General features: G+C 54.4%; 3 protein-coding genes. All 3 read right to left on the bottom strand.

What is annotated here, in order from left to right; all coding sequences use genetic code 11:
- Positions 1-2,908: Ig-like domain-containing protein (locus ACFPPD_RS21690; RefSeq protein WP_378083316.1), on the bottom strand; the 2,908-nt coding region annotated here is incomplete at its 3' end.
- Between the two features lie 115 nt (positions 2,909-3,023).
- Positions 3,024-3,422 carry a bacterial transcriptional activator domain-containing protein gene (locus tag ACFPPD_RS21685; protein ID WP_378083313.1) on the bottom strand — a complete coding sequence of 133 codons (399 nt, stop codon included), beginning with the start codon at positions 3,420-3,422 and terminating at the stop codon, positions 3,024-3,026.
- Between the two features lie 174 nt (positions 3,423-3,596).
- On the bottom strand, positions 3,597-4,197 hold a 601-nt coding region (locus ACFPPD_RS21680; RefSeq protein ID WP_378083310.1), incomplete at its 5' end, for an S-layer homology domain-containing protein.

The following is a 4,197-nucleotide window of genomic DNA, read 5'->3' as shown; positions in this document are numbered from 1 at the left end:
ACTTGGACACGTCAATCGTGGTGTCCCCGTAATTGGCTTTTACCGTAAAGTTGAGCGGCGGCACGACAAGGGTTAACTCCCCTTTAGCTGCCGAGTTTTCTACGATTTTCACCGTGTCCGCTGTTGGTTTGGAAATTTCGATCTTTACCTTAATATCCTGAAGCTGAATGCTTTTGCCGAGCTGATCCGAAATTGCACTAATGTTGATCTGCTGCGCAGGCAACGTATAGGTCGCATTCTCCGTTTTGATTTCAACGACCGCCTGCTTTTGTTCCATGTTTTTGACCATTTGGCCGTCAAGCTCTCCGATCACGACATCGGATTTGGTATTCACTGGAATCGTAATCACGGCATGTTCGCCTTCCGCCGCGAGCTTGTCCTCCAGCTTCTTCGAATCGACCGCAACGGTCGTTACCGATTGCTCATTTACTTTGGTTGTTGTTGCCGTGCCTGCGCTCTCAGCCTTGCCATTGACCAACACGTCTACCCCGGTGTTTGGTGTGTTCGATGTATCTGGTGTCGGTGGTGCTCCCGGCACCGTTGCCGCGCTCACCGTCACTGCACTCGTCGCCGTTTTGCTTCCATCTGTCGTGGTCACCGTTATCGTCGCCGTTCCCGCTGCCACTGGCGTTACCACGCCGCTGCTGCTCACCGTCGCTACCAACGTGTTGCTGCTCGACCACGTCACGCTCTTGTCCGTCGCGTTGCTCGGGGACACCGTCTCTGCCAACGTGCCCACAGTTCCTCCTACCGTCAGCGCAAGCGTGCTCTTATCTAGCGCCACTCCTGTCACCGGCACCGTTGCCGCGCTCACCGTTACTTCACTCGTCGCCGTTTTGCTTCCATCTGTCGTGGTCACCGTTATCGTCGCCTTTCCCGCTGCCACTGGCGTTACCACGCCGCTGCTGCTTACCGTCGCTACCAACGTGTTGCTGCTCGACCACGTCACGCTCTTGTCCGTCGCGTTGCTCGGGGACACCGTCTCTGCCAACGTGCCCACAGTTCCTCCTACCGTCAGCGATAGCGTGCTCTTATCCAGCGCCACTCCTGTCACCGGCACCGTTGCCGCGCTCACCGTCACTGCACTCGTCGCCGTTTTGTTTCCATCTGTCGTGGTCACCGTTATCGTCGCCGTTCCCGCTGCCACTGGCGTTACCACGCCGCTGCTGCTCACCGTCGCTACCAACGGGTTGCTGCTCGACCACGTCACGCTCTTGTCCGTCGCGTTGCTCGGGGACACCGTCTCTGCCAACGTGCCCACAGTTCCTCCTACCGTCAGCGATAGCGTGCTCTGATCCAGCGCCACTCCTGTCACCGGCACCGTTGCCGCGCTCACCGTCACTGCACTCGTCGCCGTTTTGCTTCCATCTGTCGTGGTCACCGTTATCGTCGCCGTTCCCGCTGCCACTGGCGTTACCACGCCGCTGCTGCTTACCGTCGCTACCGACGGGTTGCTGCTCGTCCATGTTACATTCTTATTCAGTGCGTTGCTTGGCGAGACGGTCTCCGTCAGCGCAGCCGTGCTTCCTCCTGCCGTCAACGTCAACGTGCCGGCATCCAGCGTCACTCCCGTCACTGGCACTGCCGTCCACTTCGCATACAGCGTCTTATCCCCAGTGATAAACTCTGTGAAATTGAATTGCGCTGTCAAGCCGCTGTCCTTGTACCAGCCTCCGAAGCTGTACCCTGCCCTCGTCGGATCAGTCGGCTCCGTTGCCGTACCCGTACCGTCATAGCTCATTGACTGGCTGCTCACCGCCGAACCGCCATTGCTATTGAAGGTCACGGTGTACTTCCCCATCTTCCGTATACGGTCAGAGGAATCCGCTATATATACATTCCCGCTACTGTCTACCGCCACTCCCCTTGGGTTTTGCAATTTGGCCAAGGTCGCCGCTCCTCCGTCTCCCGAATAGCCAGAAGTACCACCTATTCCCGCCACCTTGCTGATCGTACCGTCCGTTACCATTACTTTCCATATTACGGAATTTTGAAAATCCGCTATATACAAATTGTCGCTGCTGTCTACTGCAACTCCAGTTGGATAAGCCATATTGGTCGAGATCGCCATTCCTTCGTCTCCCGAATAGGCAACAGAGCCTGTTCCCGCCACCGTGCTGATCGTACCGCCCGTCACTTTCCGTATTCGGTTGCTTTGATAATCCGCTATATACAGATTCCCGATGCTATCTACCGCGATTCCCCTTGGATTGTTCAATTTGACCAATGTCGCCGGTCCTTCTCCAGAATAACCATTACTGCCATTTCCGGCCACCGTGTTGATCGTTCCGTCCGTTGCTACTTTCCGTATCCTGTTGTCACTACTATCCGCTATATACAGATTATCGCTGCTGTCTACCGCCACTCCACTTGGCGAGTAAAATTTGGCCAACGTCGCCAGTCCTCCGTCTCCCGAATTGCCCCAAACGCCCGTTCCCGCCACCGTGCTGATCGTACCGTCCGTTGCTACTTTCCGTATTCGGAAGTTATTCGTATCCGCGATATACAGATTATCGCTGCTGTCTACCGCCACTCCACTTGGCGAGTAAAATTGGGCCGATGTCGCCGGTCCTCCGTCTCCAAAATAACCCTGAACGCCCGTTCCGGCCACCGTGCTGATCGTACCGTCCTTTGCTACTTTCCGTATAATGTTGTTATTTGAATCCGCAATATACAGATTACCGCTGCTGTCTACCGCCATTCCAGATGGACCGTCCAATTCGGCCAAAGTCGCCGCTCCTCCGTCTCCCGAATAGCCCCCAGTACCTGTTCCAGCCACTGTCGTGATGATGTCACTGCTTGAAGCATAGGCTTGTCCTCCCCAACCCGCAGGCAATCCCAAAATCACATTCGCAGCTATCAAAAAGGCCAGCAGGAGCGACGTGACTCGTTTCCATTGTTTTTGCATACTCTCTCCACCTTATATTCTTGTAGTAAACCCTAGCGTTGACTTTCCACACAAACCGACATATTTCAGCATAGCATAGCGCTCTGACTACATTCTGACCCGCAAAAAAAGCGGCTCACGCCAACGAAATATCGCTGGCGCTGCCGCTGCACAATCGTTCGAACAATTGAACCGTAGTTTCCATCGGTGCAATGTCCAATTCTTCTTTCAATAGCTTCGCAAACTGTTCGTAATGCCGGATCATCGACTGCCGATCGCCCATCCGCGCATACACCTGGAGGATAGTCTCGTTGATATCGTCGGGGAACGGGTTCCTATGCAGAGCGCTTTGCAGGCAAGCTGCAGCCGATTTAAGCTTGTTCGCGAGAATGTAGTAGTCCGCCATTCGCTTCATGAATGCGACATAGGCGTCCTTCCATTTCCCCTCCGCTTCACGGGCCCAGAGGAACCCGTCATCTTCCATATAATTTCCTTTGTACAATTGGCGATCGTTTCGAATTCGCCGATATTGCAACCATGGCTGCCATTTCTGCGTGAGTAAGCCGATTTCGTCCTATCTCGGGTTTGCAATTGAGTGAATTTAGCCTATCTGATTCGCGAATAGCAGCAGGTAGTATGAAAAAAGGGTTATCCCTCAAGCAGTTAGTTTGACCGCTTGCTGAATAACCCTGAAATTTACACCTGTGTATTAAATCAGTTCAGACTTTTGCAGAAGTCTCTGCACGATGGCCGCGACCTCCGCTCTGGAAATATACGCTTTTGGCGCGAGTTGTGTGCCGCTTCTGCCGGAGACGATTCCGACCTGCAAGCAGTCGGCAATACCGTTCTTCGCCCACTCCGATACGTTGCTCGCATCGGCGAAGGGACTCAGAAGCTCATCTGCTGCTTTGGCCCCAAGGCTCGCCCCAAGACCGGTTATTTCCATCGCTTTCGCGATGATCGTCATCGCTTGCTCCCGTGTGATCTTGTCCATCGGGCGGAAGCTGCCGTCTTCAAACCCGCTGATCAGTTTGTACGCGTAGGCGGTTTGAATCGCGGTGCTGTACCAGTCCGTTGTCTTCACGTCCGCAAATGGACTTGAACCGTTCTCCAGCTTCAGCCCCAATCCCCGAACCATAATCGCTGCAAACTCCGCGCGCGTAATATCTTGATCAGGATTGAACATGTCATTGCCGATGCCGCTGATGACCATCCGCGAGCCCATGTCGTTTACCGCATCCTTCGCCCAGTGCTGCGCGACATCCTTAAACTCCAGAGGATGCCATACGACGGAATACGTACTGTTCGTC

It is taken from the genome of Cohnella suwonensis (assembly GCF_042655365.1).
In the GTDB taxonomy this organism is placed as follows: Bacteria; Bacillota; Bacilli; order Paenibacillales; family Paenibacillaceae; genus Cohnella; species Cohnella suwonensis.
This window is presented reverse-complemented; position numbering and strand designations above follow the sequence as displayed.